13 protein-coding genes are annotated in these 17,012 nt (G+C 63.7%); 2 read left to right on the forward strand and 11 right to left on the reverse strand.

All coding sequences use genetic code 11. The annotated features are described in order from the left end of the window. Positions 1-21: 21 nt before the first annotated feature. The 8 genes from HPY44_12350 to HPY44_12385 all read right to left on the reverse strand — a co-directional run bounded on the left by HPY44_12350 (position 22) and on the right by HPY44_12385 (position 10,680). Positions 22-3,228 carry a family 20 glycosylhydrolase gene (locus HPY44_12350; protein NSW56794.1) on the reverse strand — a complete coding sequence of 1,069 codons (3,207 nt, stop codon included), beginning with the start codon at positions 3,226-3,228 and terminating at the stop codon, positions 22-24. Positions 3,229-3,259: 31 nt separating this feature from the next. Next, a complete protein-coding gene (locus HPY44_12355; GenBank protein ID NSW56795.1) occupies positions 3,260-3,595 on the reverse strand; it encodes a hypothetical protein in 336 nt (111 codons plus the stop codon). 29 nt (positions 3,596-3,624) lie between these two features. After that, on the reverse strand, positions 3,625-4,782 hold the full coding sequence (locus tag HPY44_12360) for an iron-containing alcohol dehydrogenase (protein ID NSW56796.1): 1,158 nt from the start codon (positions 4,780-4,782) through the stop codon (positions 3,625-3,627). Between the two features lie 26 nt (positions 4,783-4,808). After that, entirely contained in the window at positions 4,809-6,167 is a 1,359-nt protein-coding gene (locus HPY44_12365; GenBank protein ID NSW56797.1) for a GAF domain-containing sensor histidine kinase, read from the reverse strand. Between the two features lie 106 nt (positions 6,168-6,273). Then, positions 6,274-7,248 (reverse strand): ornithine cyclodeaminase family protein, encoded by a 975-nt coding sequence (locus HPY44_12370; protein ID NSW56798.1) that lies wholly within the window; start codon positions 7,246-7,248, stop codon positions 6,274-6,276. Between the two features lie 5 nt (positions 7,249-7,253). Next, positions 7,254-8,408, reverse strand: coding sequence for a tetratricopeptide repeat protein (locus HPY44_12375; GenBank protein NSW56799.1), 1,155 nt, complete (start codon positions 8,406-8,408; stop codon positions 7,254-7,256). A 52-nt stretch (positions 8,409-8,460) separates the two neighbouring features. Continuing rightward, the gene (locus tag HPY44_12380) at positions 8,461-9,636 is read right to left on the reverse strand and encodes a hypothetical protein (GenBank protein ID NSW56800.1); all 1,176 of its coding nucleotides are present in this window, start codon (positions 9,634-9,636) and stop codon (positions 8,461-8,463) included. A 93-nt stretch (positions 9,637-9,729) separates the two neighbouring features. Next, entirely contained in the window at positions 9,730-10,680 is a 951-nt protein-coding gene (locus tag HPY44_12385; GenBank protein ID NSW56801.1) for a hypothetical protein, read from the reverse strand. Between the two features lie 466 nt (positions 10,681-11,146). Here HPY44_12385 and HPY44_12390 point away from each other — a divergent pair, with 466 nt between their 5' ends. After that, positions 11,147-11,791: a PHP domain-containing protein gene (locus tag HPY44_12390; protein ID NSW56802.1), complete on the forward strand. Its 645-nt coding sequence runs from the start codon at positions 11,147-11,149 to the stop codon at positions 11,789-11,791. A gap of 56 nt (positions 11,792-11,847) precedes the next feature. On the opposite strand, the gene HPY44_12395 is transcribed toward HPY44_12390, so the two are convergent. From HPY44_12395 to HPY44_12405, 3 genes are read right to left on the reverse strand one after another with little or no spacing between them, the layout of a single operon-like run. Continuing rightward, positions 11,848-12,849, reverse strand: coding sequence for a Gfo/Idh/MocA family oxidoreductase (locus tag HPY44_12395; GenBank protein ID NSW56803.1), 1,002 nt, complete (start codon positions 12,847-12,849; stop codon positions 11,848-11,850). 56 nt (positions 12,850-12,905) lie between these two features. Continuing rightward, positions 12,906-13,850, reverse strand: coding sequence for a zf-TFIIB domain-containing protein (locus HPY44_12400; protein ID NSW56804.1), 945 nt, complete (start codon positions 13,848-13,850; stop codon positions 12,906-12,908). 8 nt (positions 13,851-13,858) lie between these two features. Further along, positions 13,859-16,009, reverse strand: coding sequence for a phosphodiester glycosidase family protein (locus tag HPY44_12405; protein NSW56805.1), 2,151 nt, complete (start codon positions 16,007-16,009; stop codon positions 13,859-13,861). A gap of 124 nt (positions 16,010-16,133) precedes the next feature. Between HPY44_12405 and HPY44_12410 the strand changes: the two genes are divergently transcribed. Next, positions 16,134-16,913, forward strand: coding sequence for a sugar phosphate isomerase/epimerase (locus HPY44_12410; GenBank protein ID NSW56806.1), 780 nt, complete (start codon positions 16,134-16,136; stop codon positions 16,911-16,913). Positions 16,914-17,012 lie beyond the last annotated feature (99 nt).

Consider the following 17,012-nt stretch of genomic DNA (forward strand, 5'->3'; position numbering starts at 1 on the left):
GGTTCACGGCAGGTTGCCTGGTCAGTCCGCCGCGGTGATCGCCAGCAGGACCGGGCGGACATCCCCAGGTTCCGAGATGAAGTCGATGCTGCGCACCGGCGCCTCGGGCCGCGGATTTGTCCACTGCACCGCAGGCAGGCTGATGAGCGCTCCCCCAGCGGTTTTCCCCGTCCACAAGCCCAGGGCCTGCGCCGGCCCGCGCTGCCCGTTCCAGTCGTGGATGTTCGCCTGGTAGACCAGCCGCATCTCCGCCTGCGTGCCATCTTCGTAGTTGATCACATAGCGGGCTATCGTCCCCGGATTCTCGGTGGCATAAAGCTGCCGATTACGGTTCGCCGGTACCTGACAGGTATGCAGGAAGTACAGCGCCCGGGTCGCAAATCCCACCGGGATCTCGTACACCGCAAGTGGGTATGCGCCTTCCGGGGTGGTCCGGGAGGCCAGCATCACGCAGGCGGGCTCGCAGCGCCCAGCGCTCTCGGGGATCATGAAGGGGATGTCTCCCGCCCAGATGATACCCGTCGGCAACGAGCGCAGATCGTACCGAGGGCCGTCGCCCATCCAGCCCTCACGACGCTCGGTGTCCACGATGGTCTCGTTGAAATGCCCGGACAGGTCCAGCGCCCGGAAGCCCAGGGGCAAGCGGCTCTCTGCAGGCCGGTGGAGGCGGTTGAACACCGGAACCGGGTCGTATCCCAGGCTGTCAATCGGCGGCGCATCGGGCGTCCAGCAGTTCTCGCCGCCAGTGACCCACGCCGCGGGCAGATGGGGCATTGCGCGCAGTATCCCGGCCACCCCCGCCCAGGTAGTCCCGCAGAAGCCCAGGATCTCATTGCGCTTCGCCGCCGAGGCGAACCTGTAGACGTTTACAGGCTCGTACCACGGGCACCCCACCACCTCGAACCCATGCTCCTTGAAGTAGCTGATGGTGGCGTCATAGTTGTGATTCGGGCTGTAGTGCCAGTCGAAAACGAGGATGTCTTTCGGGATCATGTCCGTGGCGCGCGCGGTGAAGAAGGGTTCGTCACCATTGTGTTCGGGCAGGAACTGGTCGCCCCAGAGAATGGTGCGCATCCCGCGCTCCTTGATCCAGGCATCCAGTTTCCGGATGTCCTCGGCCCACAGCACCCACGGCTCGGTTCCCTTGCAGCGCTCACAGACGCCGATGTCGTCGAAACTGGCCTCGTCATGCCCAATGTGGAAGTACCGGGGCTGGAAGACTTCGACAATTTCAGCCATCAGATCGAAGACGAGATCATACGTGGCAGGGTTCGAGGGACAGTAATTGAACAGGCTCCGGTGGCCGTAAGTGGTCTGTTCGCTCTCGGCAAGGTGACGGTAGGCGGGCTTGCCCAGCGCGTAGCCGAAATGGGCGAAGGTCGCAAGCTGCGGGATGACCTCGAAATGCCGGGACCGGGCATATTCAACGAGTTCCGCAAGCTCCTTTTTCGTGGGAGAATTCGCCGCCGTGATATCCGGGTGGCTCTCGTACTGCAGACGGTCATTGACCTCCCAGACGATGGTGTTGTACTTGAGCAGCGCGAGGGTATCCACCAGGCGCCGGTACTCGCCGATGTCAGATGCGGGCGGCGCCGCCATGTGCCAGCCGCGCCACTCCAGGGAAGGCTGATCAATGATCGTCGCGCAGCGCAGGAAAACCCCGGCCGAGTCTTCGGCAAGCATCTGTCGGAGCGTCGCCACACCGTACAGCCTGCCCCGTGGAGTGCGTGCCGTGAGCCGCACGCTGTCGCCGGTCACATCGAGACGGTAGCCTTCCGGGTGATCGGGAGTATCCGCTCCAACCGGTGCGCCGATGTCGATGAGGGTGCCCTCCAGGTCGGTGTTCAGCGCAATAACCGGCGCCAGGCCGAAGCGCGCCTGCAGGTCGTCCGCAAGCCACTGGGCTTCGGGGCGCTGGTCGTCGGTCTCAATGCGGATTACCGGGCGCGGGCTGATCCGCAATGCGCCTTCGAGCCACGTTGCCTGCGCCGGCTGCGGAACCACAGTGGGCACGAACTGCGCCGCGTTCACTTCGCGGGCCATTGGGAGGGGCTCCTGTTGTGGGTGCCCCCGAAGTATGAGCGTCCCGAAGCACTGCGGCACTGCGAAACGGGTGCCTTCAGTATAGGACCAGGTGGAATGCTCCTCGCCCCCACCTGCGCGACGGGTGCGGCAGAACTGAAGATTCCACACCTTGCCGGGCCTGGGCAGGCCGCCAACGCCCTGGAAAGGCAGGGCAAGCTCGGCAGTCCAGCGACCTTCACCCACCGCCGCCGAAGCCGACCACGGTGGCGCCGGCGCATCTCCATCGGCCCACGAGAACCAGTCTGTGTACCAGCGTCCGCCCAGTCTGCGTTCCTGCCACCATCCGCCGCCGGCGCTGATCCCCAGATGCAGGTACCCTCGCCGATCCCCGTCCAGGTCGATGAAGACTTCCACCACATCCTGGGCCCAGACACGCGAGGATGCACCTGCTTCCCCGCGCAGCAGGGTGCCGGTGGATGGCTCGTCGCACTCGAAGGCGATGTACAGGGCATCGCTGTCATACATCACGCGCGCAGCAGTCTGCACCGGGGCCAGCTCGCCCTCTGCCCCGAGGATCATGAAGTCTTTCGCGAGGGCCGCCGTCTCCCAGACCGGCTCATCCGGGCGGCCGTCGATGGCCGGGGCCGTGTCTGTCCGCGGGGCCTTGAGCGTGGGGCGTTCGGCGATACGGATTATCGAAGCATCGTCGAACCAGACGGTCCCGCGGCCATTGGTGATCAGCGACAGCTTGAAGTGGGTCGCGTGTTCGCCAGTGACGACGGTCTTCGTGTGCTGCACCCAGCCATCGGTGGATTTTCCCGACGCGAGGGTGGTGCTTACGTAGGGGCGACCGCCGGACTGGAACTCGTAGAGAATTGCGGTGTATGACCCCTGGCTGCGCACCCAGAAGGCCACGCGGTAGGCGGTGTTCGGGCTGGCGGCGATGGGCTCGTACCCCACGCGCACCCAGGCCCCGGTGTTCGCAGCGTTGTCGATGCGCTGGGCGCTATTGCCTGTTCGCGGCGCTTCCGTGTCCAGGGTGAAGGAACCCAGGGCACCCTCGTGGGTATGGACCTCGCCCCTCCACGAATCAGCCACACCGTCTCCGTCGCGGTCGTTCTCGAAGGACCCGTTGGGCAACAGGTTGGTGTGTGACCAAGCGACGGCAACGCACAGGATGAGAAGTGAGATAGCAGCTCGCATGAAGAGGGACACCTCGCAGAGCGTCGGGGGTTCACGGGGTGCCGCGCCGGTCGGATTCGCGCAGTTCCTCGGTAAGGTCGCGTTCGATCGGCATGGCTGCGAAGTAAGCGGTGAGACCGCAGACGGCAGACACGAGCAACTCGGAGCCCAGAATCCGCCACGCACTCAGGGTTTCGCCGGAAAGATACGAGGCAAAAGACCAGCCTGTCACGGTCAGGAACGCGCCAAGCATCGCAGCGCCGAAGGACACCTGCACCTGGGTCCAGCTCGCCCCCCGTCTCCGGGCGAGAGCAAGCAACACCAGGAAAAGCGCCGCCGGCGCCGCAAGGTATGGCAGGATCGCCGCAATACTGGGTTCGCCTTGCATGGTTGCGGCCTTCAGGCCAATCGAGCCGGTTACAGGCTCGCCTGGAGGATAGCGAGGAGGCAATCCTTGCCCGGGCAACCGGGCGCGGTGCTGATCGCCCCGCCCATGTAGCGCAGGGCGTCGTCCGCGAGTGTATCCAGCATTCCGGCATCCACTCCGAGATTGCTCAGCCCCATATCCAGACCCACCTTCTGCAGCAGGGCTTCGAATACCCCCGCGGTCGCCTCGGGATCATCGGGGCCGCCCAGGAGCAAGCTGATGCGAGCGAACTTCTCCGGCGCGTTTCCGTGGCAGGTCTGGGCGTAGGCAACCAGCAACGAGGCCAGCCCCGCCCCGTGCGCAACCTCTGGAAGGTGGGCGCTCACCGGGTGTTCGAGCCCGTGCATGATATTGGCGCCGCAGTTGGACAGCGTGATCCCCGCGAACACATTGGCCAGAGACATGTAATGCCGCGCTTCCCTGTCCTCGAGGTCGCCCATCAAGCGCGGCAGATACCTGCCCACCAGCGAAATCGCCTGCTCGGCCGCGTTGTCCGTGAGTGGCCCTGCCTTGGTGGAAACATACCCTTCGACCGCATGACACAGGATGTCCACGCCCGTGGCGGCGGTGACTTCGGCAGGCACCGCATACGTCAGCTCCGGGTCGCAGATGCCCACGCGCGCATAGCAGTGCGGGTCTCCGATAGCGTTCTTCTGCGTGGCCTCGAGGGTGGTGATGACCGCGAAAGGCGTCAGCTCAGAAGACGTCCCTGCAGTGGTGGTGACGCAGATAATCGGCAGCGTGCTGTCGGTGGGCACGCGTTTGTTGCCTGCGGAATCCGCCACCAGGAACTCGCGAACCGGAAAGTCATGGGTTGCCGCCACTGCAATGCCTTTGGCGGCATCCATGGCGCTTCCTCCGCCAAGGCCAATGACCACGTCGCACTCAATCTCGCGCGCCAGCGCCCCACCCTGATCCACCACCTGATCCGTGGGATTCGGCGGGATTTCATCGAATACCGTGACTTCCGCGCCGGCGGACTGCAGCATCTCCACCGCGCGGTCGATGTAACCCAGTTTCCGCGCGGCCCCCCGACCTGTGACCAGCAGAGCATGGCGTTCCGCCGGAAGGATGCAGTCTCCCAGGCGCCCGAATGTGCCCTCGCCGAACAGCAGGCGCACAGGGTTGAAATACTCGAATCCGGTCATGTCGATCCTTTCCTTGAGAGAGACACTCAGGATTCCGCGGCCCCCGGGGTCTCTTCGCGATCCAGCGGGATGCGGAGGGTGATGGTGGTGCCCACGCCCTCCGTGGACTCCACGCTGATGACGCCCCCGTGTGCATCCACCACGTTCTTGATGATCTGCGTGCCCAGGCCTGTGCCCATCGGCTTGGTACTCACGGCATCCACCGTGAACAGCTTCGCCCGTACGTGTTCGGGCATCCCCGCGCCAGTGTCCACGCAGGAAACCTGGCAGTAGCCCCCTTCCGGGAACTCGCCATCGGGCTGCGCGGAGATCTTGACCGTGATACTCGCGCCCGGGTCACAGGCGTCCAGGGCATTGAAGACAAGATTGTAGACGGCGTTGTAGATCTGCTTCTTGTCCACGGCAAACTGTGGCACATCGCCTATGACCTCGACACCCAAAGCCACCCCGGCTTTCTCGGCCTGATGCTCCAGGAGAGCCACTGCACGCCGGACCACGTCTGTGATATCTGCCTTCTCGAAATGCGGCTGGGCAACGATGCCTTTCACTGCCGCCGAGATCTCCGCCATGCGCTGCTGGACGGTATCCGCGCCGTCCAGCATCAGCTCCACCAACTCCGGCAACAGATCCCGCAGCTCCTGGATTGTGGCCGCGAGTCTCTGCTTCAGCTCGTCCGGGCACTCACCCGCCTCCAGCGCTTCATCAAACTGGCTAAACACGTCTTCCCCGATATACAGAAGGGTCTGCGCGCTGGTCTGCACGGGGGTGATCATGTTCTTCACATCGTGACTGATGTCGCCGATGAACTGCACGACGTGGGCGAGACGCGCCTCCTCCTGCAGTCGGGTAGCCTCAATCGCCGCTGCAACCTGGGCGCCGAGTATGTCAAGAGTGGCCACATCGTGGTCATTGAACCGGCCATCGGACTTGTTCAGCACCTGCATGACCCCGATGCATCGGTTTTCGTGGGCCTTGAGTGGCACGGTGACCATATTCTGTGTGAGGTAGTGGACCTTCTTCCCCACACCGGAGTCGTGGTCCCGTTCCTTGGTGACATCTTCACTCACACGGGTCTTGCCCGAATGGAACACCGCCCCCGCAATTCCCTGGTCGGTCTCCAACTCCATGCCCATGAGGTCATTGGCTGCTTCGCCGATGACATAGCGGAAAACCAGCTTGCCCTTCTTCTCATCGTGCAGAATGATGGAACCGGCGTGTGCATCCACGAGTTCCAGACTGACCCGCAGGGCTTCCTGGATCGTCTCGTCGAGTTTCGTGATGGAACTCAACTCGCCTGCGAGGCGCGCCACCGCTGCGAGTTGGCGCTCGAGCAACGCCACCTCAGCCTTGAGTCCCTCCACGGTGTCGTCGCAGCCTGACGGCATACCGGCCCTCCCAGCGCGGGGGCGTGCTTCTCGTTCCCCGCCTCTGAACTTACAGTTCACCGCTCAGCCCAATTCCCCTTCAGCACCCGAACTGCCCTGTGGCTGATTACAGCGGCAGACGTATACCCACTCCGCGCTGCACGGCGGTCTCGTGGACCAGACGCGCGGTCACGCAGTCGTCCACTGCGATACCCATGCACATGGACATCGTGATCTCGTCATCTCGTTGCCGGCCGGGGGCCTTGCCTGACACTACTTCGCCCAGATCGGCGTCAGGTCGGGGCGTGTTCGCGAAATACCCCTTCGACCGGTAGTAGTCCATCTGAGCGTGGTCATCCACAACGAGGCGATCCACGCCGGTCAGCACGTCCTCCATCCACGCGCCATTGTAATCAACGGGCGCCGCCATCGCTCCCGGTTTCAGCCAGTTGAAGGGGATATAGGGCTCGGGGTCGCGCGGGCTGGGACCTGCGGTGACGATCACGTCTGCCTCGCGCACGGCTTTCTCTGCGCTCTCCACCGCGATCACATCGCAACTTACTTTCTCGCCCATTTCGGCCACGTACTTCGCAAGCGCCTCGGGATTCGGGTCCCAGGCCCGACACTCCCGCAAGCCGGGGTATTGGGTGGTCATCGCCAGAAGGTTGCTTCGCCCCTGGACACCACACCCCAGCACCGCGGCCTGCTCGGCGTTCTTCGGCCCGAGGTACTTCATGGCCACCGCGTTCGCAGCCCCTGTGCGCATGGCCGTGATCCAGATGCAGTCCATCACGCAGATCGGGAACATGGTCTCGGGGTCGTTGAGAATCAGAAGCCCGCTGATGGTGGGCAAGCCCAGCTTGTGGTTATCATCCGCTCCGCCCACCCATTTCACCGACGCGGCATCCACGCTTCCGCCGACATACGCCGGCATTGCATGCAGGAAAGTCCCCTCGCCTCGAGGATGGACGGCGATTTTCGGCGGCATCTGGGTCTGTCCCAGGCCCTTGAGCCGAAAGCCCTCTTCAACGACCTGAATGATCTCGGCCATGGGGAGCGCAAGGCGTTCAACGTCGGCGCGCGACAGGTACAGGAACTCCATGGCCGCTACCTCTTCCGCTTGGCGGCCTCCAGCGCCGCCTGGTTGGTCTCCTCGTTCCGCTTCAGGACATCAGACTCTTCGCCCAGAATCGATCTGGGGTCCACTTGCACGTAGGGGGCTCTTCCGTTCTTCATGGCCTTTGCAGCCTGGCGCTTCAGGGCCTCGCGCTGGGCTTCGGTGAGTGCCAGATGCGGCGCGTTCTTGAGGGCCTCCATCCGCGCCAGATTGGCTTCTTCCTTGTGGCCTGACGCCTCCAGCATTTCAGCAAACATGGTCCAGGTAGCCGGGTTGAAAGGATTGGCGCGGCAGACCGCGTCCATCTCCGAAATCGCTTCGGGAATATCGCCCAGCTTGAACAGCGCAACAGCCGCCATCGCCGCGGGCAGTCCATCGCCTGGCTGGATTTCCGCAGCCTTGAGCCCAAGCTTCCGGACTTCTTCGTAATTGCTCTGCCTTTCCAGCAGGACTCGCGCAAGCCGGACCATCGCCATCGCGTGATTCGGGTCCAGGCTCAAAGCGGCGCGGAACTCTTTCTCGGCCTCCTTAGGCCTCCCAGCGAGCAGCAGCACATCTCCGTACGTGTATCGGACCTGTGCCGACTTGGCATGCCGTGCAGCCTGCTTTGAGGCCAATTCCACCGCCTTGCCCTTGTTCCTGGCCTGGACGTGGGCATAGACAAGGTCCACACCAGCGTCAATGTGGTTTGGGTCCGCGGCGAGGGCTTTTTCCAGCACCTTGATAGCCTCCGCGGGATCTTGGCGGAGGATGTAGGCTCGCCCGAGAAGGTCCAGAGCGTCGGCATTGTCCGGTTGCTGCTTGAGCACCTCGCCCAGTTCCTTGATGGCGTGCTCGGCATTGCCTAGCTCCAGGTCCGTCTTAGCCAGACCGATGCGCGCCGCAACGTTCGAGGGGTCAAGCTCAATTGCCGTGCGATAGCTGACGAAAGCGTCATTGTGCATGCCCTGTTCCGAATAGGCCTTGGCCAGCGCGAGCTGAGCTTCCGCGGACTTCGGGGCACGCCTGGCTTCTCGCCGGGCCTTGGCGAGGGGGTCGTCAGACTTGTCACCGCACCCGGCGAGGATGACTGCGCTGGTAACAACCAGCAGCAGCCCACCCAGTGCTCTGATCCGAGCTGGTAGATTGTGGCTGGTGTGATGCATCAGGCCTCTCCAGTGGCGCGTTCTCCGGGCGCTCAGTGGCCCCGGGGGTTTTCTATTCCTCGTATCGGCACGCGCCGAGGGCGTCCGCAAAGCTAAAATGCACGAATTCCTGGTCATATCCGGGCGCGTTGGCAGGGGCAGGGGTGGCGTTGGCCACCCAAAGCTCGAGCCCGGCCACGTCGAAGTGGACGGCGTGCAGGTCCCCCGTCTTCAGTCCCCGCATGATGTCGATCATGCCCACCTGCGGATCAATCCGGCCATGCTTCTGTTTCAAGACCGTGTAGACGTTGGTGTTCCACTTCACCGAGTCCGCACCCATCGACCAGTATACCACGTCAGGAAGCCTCATGTCGCCGTCGTCCGGCCCGAGCACTTCGCAGAAAGCTTTGCTGGTCCGCAGCTTGCGCGCGGAGGGGATTTTCGCATCCCCGACACAGTAGAGGTAAGAGCTGGTCCTCTTCGCTTCGCGGAAGATCGCCAATGCGTCGTCAAGGCTCTCGGACTGCTCCAGCACCCGGCGCATCAGTAAGGGCATGGGCTCGCCGGCGAGGGTCTCCACGTCATCGCCGAAATGGTCGCCGATCTCGCTGAGCGCGATCTTCTCCTCGTTCATGCCGGTAACGACGCCAATGAACCCCAGCCACCCGACGTTCACGAAAGCGTTCGCGTCATCGGGGATCTGCACAATGAGGGCCGGCTCGTCCTGGATCCCCGCGCGGGTCTCGTAGTCCAGGGCCCGGATCTGCTGAAGGCTGCCGTCTTCCGTGGCGCTCCCCCATGCGGCGAAGAAGGTGCAGTGGAACTCGGACAGGTCCGGGATGGCGTGGGCGCGCTGAACCATCTTGATGTCGATGCCCGAGCCGTCTGCGAGGCCTTTCATCTCCTGCTTGTACCGGTCGGATACGAAGGGTTCCATCTGCGCCCAGGCATTATCCAGGACGCTCATATCTACTCCCATGCCCAGCGCCATCGCCATGGTCAGGCGCGTGTAGAACCCGCGGATCTTCTCGGCGCACAGCTTCCCGTGGGCATAGCCCATCTCGTAGGGCGTGCCCCAGACTTTGAGGACGTGGATCATGTCCTCGCCTTCGCCAATGCTGGTCAGCACTCCCTTGACAGGCGGCGCATCCTGTCCGAATGCGGCGGCAGCCCACAGCATTCCCAGCAGACAGGTCAGCACCAGCCAGCGGGGCAGACTCCGGTCCCGGACTTTAGTCATGCGCGGCATGTCTGCGACCCCCTGAGGCAACGGTTATCGGCGAGCCGAACATCAGCGATCCACAATTCGCCGCGCAGGGCCGCCAATCCTGCGACGCCCGACTCAAGGGAGCCCCAGCGCGGAAATCAGCGCCGGGAAGGCATCGAAGTAGGCGTCGTAGCGGTCCAGCGGTGCGCCGAAGACGGCCACGTATGACCAGCTCCCGCGGGTGAAGATCAGCAGCATGAACCCGCCGGGTTGCTCGCCAATAAGGCCCTGGCCGGTGATGATGTACCCGGGCAAGGTGCCGCCCACTTTGATCTGGTCCCGGGATTCCTCCTGGAAGCCGCTGTCCGGTGCGAACTCGGCAAGAAACTGTTCGGTGAAAGCATCCAGTGCCAGCCCCGCATTGGCCGCGGTGAGGATCATCCGGACCCCTGGCACGGGGCCGGTGAACTTTACCGAATCTTCGGACAGTTGCGCGCGGAAGCCACGAGGCGCCGAAAAGGTGATACCCGTGCCCGCGTGGGTGACGGTATCGATCACGTCGGTTGTCACCGGGTCTTCAAGCTGCTTACTGGTCCCGTGGACGTTGATGTCCCACCGGTATGTGCGCCTCTTTCCGGCCTCGCGCGCCTCGATTGTCGCCTTCGCGCCAAACTGCCCGACCTCGAAGACCGCACTCTCCAGCGCCCCGGGGCCGATGTCGCCTGACAGCGGAGCGTTCCCCATCGGCGTGACGGCCTTGCCCGACTGGAAGTGCAGGAGCGCATACTTGATCTGGTTGTCCCGGCTGAAGATGAATACGGGCCCGCCGGGTGTGGCGACGGCTCCGAAGTCCACCAGGGAACGCAGTCGCTCGGCAACCGTGACACGCCACTGGCACCCGTCGTTGTCTGAGACGCACTCCAGTTTCCCGGTGTTCGGGTCCACAATCGCCGTGTATACGGCGTTCTTGTAGTGGAGGGCGAAGGTGATCGGCTGGAGTTCCTGCTGGGGTGCAGATTCAGTCTGTTGGCCAAGAGACGGCACCAGCACGGCGAGGAGAGCAGTAAGGGCGAAGAATCTGGGCAAAAGGCGGCCTCCTGGTGGGGACATTCTATATGTCCCGTCTGATGAGCCCTGATGATGACAGGTATTGGGCTCTTTGGCAAGCAGCCCCGGGAGGAAGCTCTGTAAGCGATGTTCTTCATCCGCCACCGTTCACCTGTGGCAATCTCGTCGGCGAGCACGATGACCACGAAGGGCTGGTGCGGATGCCGGCGGCGCTGCCCAGTGGCGTTCAGCATGCCCTTCGCCTCGAGCCGTAGCCCCAAAGCCCGCGAAGCGTGCGACAGCCTATAGACGGGGACTACAGGCGGACGGCCTCAACACCGCGGGCACCGGACGCTGACCACACACGAGGCATGCGAGCATCCCACAAAGCCCCTGGTCTTGCCCCCTTTCTCCCTCGCCTTTGACTTGCCCGCCGCGCCGGTGCTATCATCGTCGTATAACCACGTTTCTAACTGACTGCCCGTTCGCTCCTGGAGCCTCCATCGTGTACCCGTTCGAAATACACTCACATACATCCGAACATTCGGCCTGCTCGGGTATGACCGCACGCGAGTTGATCGCGCGTTGCGCGGAACTCGGCATTGCAGGCCTTGTGGTCACCGACCACCACTATCAGTGGCCGCTTGCTGAACTTCAGGAGATCGCCAGAGAGGTCGCGTCCGACGGTCTGGTGGTCCTCAGCGCATATGAAGTCACCACCGTCGACCCCCGCACCGGCCGCCATGCGGGTGATCTGCTGATCTTCGGCGCACCAGAAGACGAGCCGCCGATGCAGATCTGGACGCCGTACAAGGAGGCCTGCGCGAGAGCCCGGGAACTGGGGGCGATGAGCATTTCGGCTCATCCCTTCCGCGAGGGTATGGGCGCCGGCGACCGGGTCTACGAGATGGACGTCGATGGCATCGAAATCTTCAACCAGAACCACTCGCGCATCAACGTGGCCCAGGCGCGGCAGGCCGTGCTGTGCAGGGGGTTTCTCGGAGTGGCCGGCAGCGACGCTCACAGCGTGGTGCAGGTCGGCCAGTTCTACACCGTCTTTGACCGCCCGGTGCAGACAATGGACGAGTTCATCACGGAATTGCGCGCGCGCCGGTATGCGATCCAGTCGAACCGGCCCGACATCCGGTAGCCGGAATCAGGGAGAGCCCGGCGAACCGGGCTCTCGCATTATCGTGACCGTCACGGCTACAGGCTGTAATCCACATCCACCGCGGAACGCGTCTCCCAGGACTTGATCGCCGCCTCAATGACCATCTGGGCACGCAGGGCGTCTTCGGCCTTCGCGTCGATCTGGTCCGGTGCAACGCCCTCGGTGAGCTGCTCCAGCCAACGGTGGATGCGGCTGGCGAAAGTCTCTCCGAAGCTCATCATCCCGCCCAGGTAGTAGTAGACCTCTTTTTGCTGCGAGCGCCGCGGGTAGTACGTGAGCACCTCGCAAGCATCATCCAGGACGAACCGGCCTTCGGACCCCACGAGATCACACTGCTCCAGGCCATACGAGCCGCCGGCGTCATAACTGCCGGTAAGGTGCCCGATGACCCCGGAGTCGAACATCATGTTGATGTGCGCGTTGGACCAGATGCCCCGGCCCTCACCTTTCATGCAGATCATGTGGACATGGGTCACGTCCCCGCAGAAGTAGCGCATGACGTCGATGGAATGCGGATGCAAGGCGCGCAGGTGGAACCATTCGGATGTCTCGTTGGGGTTGTTGATCCACATGCGGAAGTTGAGCAGGTGCAGCTTGCCCAGACGCCCCTCATCCACCCACTCCTTCGCCCGTCGCGCCGCCGGCGTGAACCGGTGGTTGAGGTTGATGGCGTAGGGGATGTTTTTCTGCTTCGCGAGGGCCACCATCTGTTTGCCCTCCTCGATACTGTTCGAGATCGGCTTTTCGCCAAGAGTGGGGATGCCCGCCTCGAGCAGTTCCATGGTGGGGGCAAAGTGGTCTCCCCCATTCTCCTTTCCCGCCGAACACACACTGGCCGCGTCGATCTCGATGCCCGCCGCCAGGAGCTCCTTGACACTGTAAAAGGCTGGAACCCCGAACTTCTCCGCTGCCTTATCGGCGCGTTCCTTGATGATGTCGCACACGGCCACAAGCTCGGACAAGTCATCGGCGGCGTAGCACCCGGCGTGATTGTTGCCGATGCCGCCCATTCCCACAACGGCCACCCTGATTGCCATCTGACTGCCTCCATCTCGCCCTCAAGAGGCGGTAATCTGAACACTGCGATGTGCAGCTATTCGCCGTCCGTCCCGGATGGCCTCTGGAAAAAGCGGCTCTCATCATACTCTTCCTGCTCAAATGCGATGACCCGCATGCGCACGAGCTCGCCACTGTCCACCCAGGTGCCCTTGCAGCGAAGACAGCGGTCCACGAAGAGGGTCTCATCCCCTGCATACGCGCGCCGGTCCAGGAACACCTGGCAGACCGGGCAGACCAGGGCGTCGTCGCGGGTGTCCTCGTGGGACTGAGACGCCTCAGGCAACTGGAGGGTCTCCTGCCAGGCCTGGAGCACATCATCCGCGGCTGCCACGAGTGTGCTCAGCGTGTCACGCGACACCCACAGCCCGCCGCAGTCCCGGCAGAGGTCCAGTCTGGCGTCAGCCAGGTCGCCCGCAACCGGTGCGCCGTCCCGGGTCTCCAGCGGCGAATCGCACCGGGGGCAGAGCATGGCTCCGCGGCGTCCAGTGAGGTTCGTCCCGCAAGCCCAGCACACCAGCGCGCAGGTTGGGTTCGCTTGCCCGCAGCGCCTGCAGGGCACTTTCTGAATCAACGACGCGGCCGCCCGGACATTCCGGCGCAATCTGGCGCGGGGAGAGGAAGCCGTGGTCTCCTGCGTGGCGATCCGGCGCGAAGCCAGTGCCTGCAGTTCGCCGTCATCCAGCCAGACCCCGCGGCATTCGGGGCAGGCATTCAGCGTGACTTGCGGGCTGTGCTCATACTGGAACTCGTACAGGGTCACCCCGCAGCGAGGGCAGGCCATCCCCCCACCGTGGGCCCGAGAAGGCCTGCCTTCGGCCAGATTCTCGGCGTTCCGGGCATCACCCGCACCCTGTTGCATGAGCCTGCCGAGTTCGCCGGGATCGAACCACAACCCGCCGCAATCAGAGCAGGCGTCCAGTTCCACACCGCCGACACTTTGCGGGGCCAGTTCGGCGCTGCAACGAGGGCAGACGGCCATGCGTGAGATCACTCCCTGATGGATTTGACGCGCAGATCATCCATGTCTATGTAACCGGCAGAGGTCTCGCCGGCAGTAGCCACAACATATACCGACTGCCAGGTCAAAGGTCCTTTCGCCTCTGCGGGCAGGCGGGCTTCCAGCCGCGTCCAGGCATCGCCGGCAGGCAATGCTTCGCTCAAGGTCACCAGGTGCCGCGTACCTTCCTTATCCACCAGCGCAGCTCGCACCCAGACCGGCTTGGTGCTGCGACCCCTTGCGAGGAGAGAAACGGCAGCTGCGGCCCCAACCGGCCTATCCAGGCGCGCATAGACGGCCCGGGTTGCGGTGGGCTTGCCCAGGTCATAGCTCATGCGGCAGAAGCGCTTGCCCTGGCCCGCATCGCCAGTGTTTAGCTGAATGCCGCCGCTGATCGCCGGGTCGTCCGGGTAGCGCTCGAACTTGAGCGTAGCCCCCTTCTCGAAGTCCTCCACCAGCATCTCGCCGGCAACGCGTATCGGAAGCTCGCAGGTCGCTCTTCCGAGCCGGGCGATGACCTTTGCCGAGCCGCCCGCCTGGGTGGCGCGGAAGGTCGCCGGACCGGTCTGGACCACCCCGAAGCCCTCTACCGACCACGTCAGCGCGGTCTCCGGCATCCAGACCCGCTCATTATTGTCCGTGAGCCCCAGGGCCTCGAAGGTCACGCTGTCTCCGGGCGCAAGGTCCGCGGAAGACGGCCAGACCAGGAGCTTCGGGCAGCCGGCAACCACATTGAGCGGCACCTTCGCGGAGGCAGGAGACTTGCTGTGACGGATTTCGATCTCCCCCGCACCCAGACCGGGACCGATCGTGAGTTCGGAACCCTTGAGAGTCGCGGTGGGCACTGGTTTCCCGTTGCCTCCAGCCGGCGCAACCACCACGAAATCAGCTTCTTTCGCAGCCACCGGATTATACCAGTCGTCGGTGCCAATCAGTTCCAGGGGGACTTTCGCGCCGGGGAGGGCCACGATGGATGGCGGGTTCACGATCAGTCGCGCCAGCGGGCCACGTGGCGCCAGGGACCGCACCAGGACGCCATTGGCGATAAGCCGCTCGCGGCCGTCACTGGGTCGGTTGACTACTTTGCCACGCACCCAGGCGGTGGTGGAGCCCCCGCCGTCGAGATTGAGGGCATCGGTGCAGCCCAGTTCCTGCATCAGGCACGCCAGTTCGGACAATGTCATGCCGATGCTCCAGCCGGGCTGGCGCCCGTCCACCATGGCCAGAATGATCTGCTTGTCGTTGTAACCGATGGCCGTGCGGGGATGTCGGGGCGGCTTCGGTCCCTCATTGGCCACGAGCTTGCCACCCTTGACGAGTTCTCCGCTGCCGCCCACTGCCAGCAGGACGCTCCCCGGAAGCGCGGGCGTTGTCACAGTCTCGATAGTCACCGGCTGTCCCACGGCCAGCTTCTCAAGCACCCCGGCGGCGTAGCCGTCGCCGGCCAGCAGGACCTCATCCGGCCCCGGCCTTCGCGACTTGCCGGGGGGGACGACCTCGGTAACAGTCCCCTCCCATTTACCGTCAGCTTTCACAGGCAGGCCGGCCATCTTCGCAATCCAGCAGCCGCCGTCCCCGTCCCAGCCCCACGACGCGGTGCAGGCGACGGCAATGTCCTTCGAGGGCTTCTGGTTGAACCCGATGCGTGGGATCACACCCGCGGGGGTCTTCAGCTTCACCTGTGTGTCGAAGACGCCGATGAGCGGCGTCCAGTCCTCCAGGAGGACGAATGCCGGGCGGTTCCGGGCGGTCATGAGCAATTCGCCATCACGCACGGCCATGCCGCAGAGCGTCCCGGCCCAGGGGTCCGGAGCCATGACAAAGAAGTCGCCATTTGCGGCGGCGATCACATAGTCGTCTTCTCTCGTCTCTCGTTCGATAATTCCGGACAGTCGTTCGACGCCTTTCACCATGCCCTTACCGGGGGCCATCTGCATCCGGATCTGGGCCTCGGCCCGGTTGATGGTGAAGACCCGGATCTCCCACGGGCCTTCGGTCCGACGGATGGCAGTGTATTCGACGCCGGGCCCAATGGGTCGGCGGTAGGTAACGTCATACGCGTGGGCAACCGATGCCGCCGCCAGGAAGACGAGCAAGCCAGGCAGCGGTCGGATTCTGCGAATTGGTGCTGTGGTAGCCAATATTCCGTTCACCCGCGAACAGTGGTATGATATGCAGCCGTGAATGGGGGGCTGACCCCTGGCCTAGCGGCCCGGGGCGTATCATACCACGACGGCCCGACCGTCAGAAAGCCGGGAGATGCTCATGGGCTCAATCAAGCAGTCCCTTTGCCTCGGGTGCTACCTGCGCGATGGTATCACCCTCGAGGAGCTCATCAAGTTCGCATCCGAAACCGGGTTCGCCGCAATCGAATTCTGGAGCCGCGAGGGCCTGGACTGCGAGCAGATCTTCGACCTCACCCAGAAGTATGGAATCCGCATCGCCAGCATGAGCGGCCACGGGACGCTCACCGACGGCATGAACAAGCCGGAGAACAAGAGCCGAATTGTGGACGAACTGCATGAAAGCATCGAGCTGGCAGTCAAGTGGAACGTCCCCGGGCTCATCTGCTTCTCGGGGAACCGCAACGGGATGGACGACATCACCGGGGCCGAGAACTGCGCAGAGTGCCTGTCTGAAGTCATTGGCCACGCGGAAGAGGCCGGGGTCAACCTGAACATGGAGCTGCTCAACAGTAAGGTTGACCACCACGACTACCAGTGCGACCACACCAAGTGGGGCGTCCATGTCTGCAAGATGGTGGGCTCGCCCCGGGCCAAGCTCCTGTACGACATCTACCACATGCAGATCATGGAAGGTGACATCATCCGCACCGTCGCCGACAACATCCAGTATATCGGCCATTTCCACACCGCGGGCAATCCCGGCCGGCGGGACATGGACGAGACCCAGGAGCTGTATTACCCAGCGATCATGCGGGCAATCGCGGACACGGGCTATGAGTACTTCGTTGGCCACGAGTTCGGGGCGAAGGGTTCAGTCCTTCCCGCCCTCAAGGCCGCCTTCGACCTTTGCAACGTCTGACAACCGACGCTGCGCTCGCTCAACGGCCCGGGTGATCATCGCCCGGGCCGTTCGCTTCGCATTGTCCGCGCAGGACTGGCGGCCGGGATGTCGAAACTG

It is taken from the genome of Armatimonadota bacterium (genome assembly GCA_013314775.1).
Taxonomy (GTDB): Bacteria; Armatimonadota; Zipacnadia; order Zipacnadales; family JABUFB01; genus JABUFB01.